Below are 3,951 nucleotides of genomic sequence, written 5' to 3'. Positions count from 1 at the left end.
GCCCGGGTCGGGGCGGCCCCCCTCCAACCCCCCCCGCCCCGGCCGGCGCACCACCCGCGGGCCGCCCCGCCCGGGGCCGTGCGGCGCGGCGACGTGCTCGATGAACGCGAACCGGCCGCCGGGCCGCAGGATCCGGTGGACCTCCCGGAGCACCTGGGCCGGGTCGTGGACGCTGCAGAGCACCCACGTGCACATCACGGCGTCCACGCTCGCGTCCTCCAGGTCGATCGCCTCGCCCGGCACCGGATGGATGGTCAGGTCGATGCCGCGGACGGCGGCCGTGCGCGTCAGCCGCCGATGGAAGTACGGGTTCGGCTCGATGGCGTGCACGGTCGTCTCCGGCGGCAGGTAGCGCAGGTTCGGGCCGTTGCCGGCGCCGATCTCGGCGACGACGCCGCCGGCCCGGGGGAGGATCCGCCGCTTGTGCCCGGCGAGCCGCCGGTCGGTGTAGCCGGCCGTCAGCGCGAAGAACGCCGAGTTCAGGCGCCCGCGTACCGGGTTCGGGCTCAGTGCCGGCAGGGTGCTGGCGTCGGGCATGTGCCGCTCCTCGAACGTCGATGCCGCCGATGGGAAGGCCGGCCGTCCTGGTGGCGGGCGCGGCGGCCTCTGAAGGATCCGACGGGGCGCGGCGTCCTGTCAGGCGGGGAAATACGCCAGCGCGCTACCCGAGTCCGCTACCTCAGCGGTCGCGCCGGGCCCACCAGGCGGCGATCTGGGCGCGGGAGCGGACGCCGAGCCGCTGGCGGATCCGTTCGACGTGGCCTTCGGCGGAGCGCTCCTTGATCCCGAGGCGCCGGGCGATCTGGCGGTTGCTCAGCCCGTCCGCGACCAGGGCCGCGACCTGGAGCTGCCGGGGAGTGAGCACATCGTCCATGGACCGCGGGCCGTGCCACGGGGGCGGGCTCGCGGTCTCGCCCAGGTACTCCAGGACGGCGCGGACCAGCGGCGCGGAGTCCCCGGACCAGGGGAAGTGGCCGCGGCCGGGGAGCGTCGTCAGCCGCGCGCCGGGGATCCGCGCGGCCAGGTCCCGCCCGAGCCGGTACGGGATCGCCCGGTCACCGCGCCGGTGCAGCACCAGGGTCGGCGTGACGACCCTGTCCAGCTCGTCCACCACGCGTGCGTCGTAGCACTGGTCCAGCAGCTCGCAGGCGAACTCCGCGGTGGCCGTGCCTCGCTGCAGCCGCGTGAAATGCCTTCTGCTGTCGGCGTCGGCGTCGGCCATGAAGATGTCGGCCAGCACGTCCGAGCCGAGCCCCCAGTGGGCGCGCACCATGCCGAGCAGAGCCGTCCGGACCTGCGGGGACGCGACCTGCCGGCCGTCGGCGTAACCGCCGTAGACGACCAGGCGCCCGACGCGCTCCGGATGCCGTACGGCGAACGCCAGCGTCGTCGCCGCCGCAGTCGACACGCCCAGCAGGTCGAAGGTGTCCTGCCGCAGATGGCCGGCGACCGTCCGCAGCACCTGCACGTCGGTGTCCAGCGTCTGGCGGCCTGGCCACGGATCGGACAGCCCGCAGCCGGGCTTGTCGTACAGCACCACCGTCCGGCGCGCGGCCAGCGGGACGAGGAACGCGCGGACGGCCGGGTCCTGCCAGAGCAGTTCCAGGTGGCTGATCCAGGCGGGAGGGACGATCAGCAGGGGCCCGTCGCCGACCGTGGCGTAGGCGATCCGCGCCCCGCCCTCGGCGGCGCAGAAACGGATCTCGAAGCGCGGTTCCCGGCCGCCGGGCGGCCCGCCGTCCATCACTCGGCCCCCACTCGCCGTCCTCGGAACAGGCCGGCCCGCGGCCGACCTCCGTCAACGTCGCATATCGCCATGCTCGACCGCCAACGCGCGCGGCCGGTCAAGCCAGGACGGCCGGACACGGCCATCTCCGCGCCCGCACCGGCGCCCTCAGAGCGTGATCTTGTATCGGCCCAGCAGGATCTGCAGGAGCTCGTCGGCGATCTCCTCCAGGGTCGCGTCGACCCACCCCACGACCCAGTCGTGCATGAGGCCGTTGACGGCGCCGATGAAACCGGTGGCGGCGATGCGGTAGTTGCCCGGCGGCATCTCGCCGCGCTCGACGGCCTGGTCCGCGGTCCGGCCGATGAAGTCGATCCAGACGGCGCGGCGTTCGAGGCGCTGGCGGTCCATCCGCGGGCTGACACCGATGATCTCGACGTAGGCGATGCGGGCGTGCCGCGGGTCGGAGGTGGCCCCCTGGACGTAGGCGTGCAGCATCGCGGTGATGCGCTCGGGCAGTGACCGGTCCTGGACGCGGGGGAGCACCTCGACGACGGCCCGCTCGGCGACGTCGTTGACGTACAGGTGCAGGTCGGCCAGGAGGTCTTCGAGGGTGCGGTACTCCTCGTAGAACTGGCGCGTCGAGAGCCCGGCCGTTCTGCACAGGTCGGCGAGCCTGGTGCCCCGGTACCCCGGGCCGGCGCCGAACATCTCCAGGCCCGCCTCGCGGAACCGGCGGCGCCGCTCGGCCCGCCGCTCGTCCGCGTCCATGCCCCGGTACCGGCCCGCTCCGGGGGTGATCCTGCCCGTCACTCCGCGCCCTCCGCCTGGTGCTGCAGAGAATCTTCCCGCATCGCCCTTGTGACGGGCGTCACCCCCGCCTACCATCCAGTAACCAAAGTCTGAAAACGGTCAATTTCAGACTTCCCCGGCTCGCGTTTCCCACCCCCCAGGGAGAAGCACCATGCACGCTGAACCCGCCCCCGCCCGGAACCTCCCCGCCCGCAGGCGCCGGCGTAAAACCACAAAAGGGTCTGACAATTCCCAGCCCGCCTGTGGATAAGCAAGAACATAAGGGGCTGTCAAACCAATTAATCCAATTCGTAAGCCAAATGAAGTCGTGACTATCAAAGGCTCAGATTGTGCAAAATTTGTCGCCAAATTTGACAAGAGAACAGGAAAATTAGCTTCATCATAGAGATGAGAAAGCATCTCATGTGTCAGTCCTAATCCCTCATTATTACCTATTGTCGCCGCCGTCAAATCTAAACGATTCATCAATTCAACATTAAATTGTCCCTCTGTTGCCTCCGTCAAAGGATGAACCCGATCCACATTGTCACCCAAGTCGAAAGACAAACTTTCAACTTCTTCATGTGATTTTTCAGCAAAAAAACGCTCAATCACAGGGAAACGTTCCAAGTGAGAGTGTAAATCATTCAAATGAAGGATACGCAGTTTATTCATAATACTATTATAGCATAGCTACTAAGGCTAAACAATATTTCGTCTTACTAGCTTTCGCCTAATTTATAAGCAAGTGAAACTTAAGATTGCTATAGTATCTTCCTCAGAGCAATAAAGCATCTACAGATATCCTAGCAGTTTGCTTGTGACAAACATAAGATTTATAACACAGGTAATATGAATAGGCTTTAAAAGCTTCTGTTCGCAAAAATAAAAAGCGCTATTGCGCTTCTTAAATTACTTTAATTTGAATTAAGCTCCTGTTGACCCAAATCCACCAGTCCGTTCTTCTTTTTCTTGATTTTCATCACCATCAGCGACCAAGAAAGGCATGAAGACTCCCTGAACCACGCGCTCCCCTTTTTCAATTACGACTTCTTCATCAGTGAAATTACGCATCTGCATAAACATATGCCCTTCATTATCAGGATTATTATAGTAATCCTTGTCAATAACACCTACTGAATTGATTAAAACCAAGCCTTTTTTACGAGGATTTGATGAACGGTCATACATGTAAAGCACTTCACCTGCCTGCATATAGGCCTTCAAGCCTGTTGGAATTAATTTAATTTCCCCTGGCGCAAAACTAACGGTTTCAGCTGCTTCAATGTCATAACCTGCTGAATGTTCAGTTGAACGTTTTGGTATATTAATTCCAGCATTTTTATATTTAGTTACCACTTCAAATCCACGAATTTTCATCTCTTACCTCATTTGTTTTTTTCTATTATATCATAAAAAAAGCACTCAGAGAG

The 3,951-nt window shown here is 62.7% G+C and carries 5 protein-coding genes; all 5 read right to left on the bottom strand.

Going from position 1 to position 3,951, the window contains the following annotated elements:
- Positions 1-537: class I SAM-dependent methyltransferase (locus ABZ914_RS48120; protein ID WP_500201322.1), on the bottom strand; the 537-nt coding region annotated here is incomplete at its 3' end.
- A 142-nt stretch (positions 538-679) separates the two neighbouring features.
- Positions 680-1,744 (bottom strand): alpha/beta fold hydrolase, encoded by a 1,065-nt coding sequence (locus ABZ914_RS48115; protein WP_500201321.1) that lies wholly within the window; start codon positions 1,742-1,744, stop codon positions 680-682.
- A gap of 150 nt (positions 1,745-1,894) precedes the next feature.
- Entirely contained in the window at positions 1,895-2,539 is a 645-nt protein-coding gene (locus tag ABZ914_RS48110; protein WP_500201320.1) for a TetR/AcrR family transcriptional regulator, read from the bottom strand.
- Positions 2,540-2,644: 105 nt separating this feature from the next.
- Positions 2,645-3,193, bottom strand: a complete 549-nt coding sequence (locus tag ABZ914_RS48105; RefSeq protein ID WP_500201319.1) for a metallophosphoesterase — start codon at positions 3,191-3,193, stop codon at positions 2,645-2,647.
- Positions 3,194-3,445: 252 nt separating this feature from the next.
- On the bottom strand, positions 3,446-3,898 hold the full coding sequence (locus ABZ914_RS48100) for a dUTP diphosphatase (RefSeq protein WP_010905176.1): 453 nt from the start codon (positions 3,896-3,898) through the stop codon (positions 3,446-3,448).
- Positions 3,899-3,951: the final 53 nt, after the last annotated feature.

Origin of the sequence: Spirillospora sp. NPDC046719, assembly GCF_040645715.1 — a bacterium.
GTDB lineage: Bacteria > Actinomycetota > Actinomycetes > Streptosporangiales > Streptosporangiaceae > Spirillospora.
Note: the sequence above shows the minus strand (reverse complement) of the source record. Positions and strands in the feature narration are given on the sequence as shown.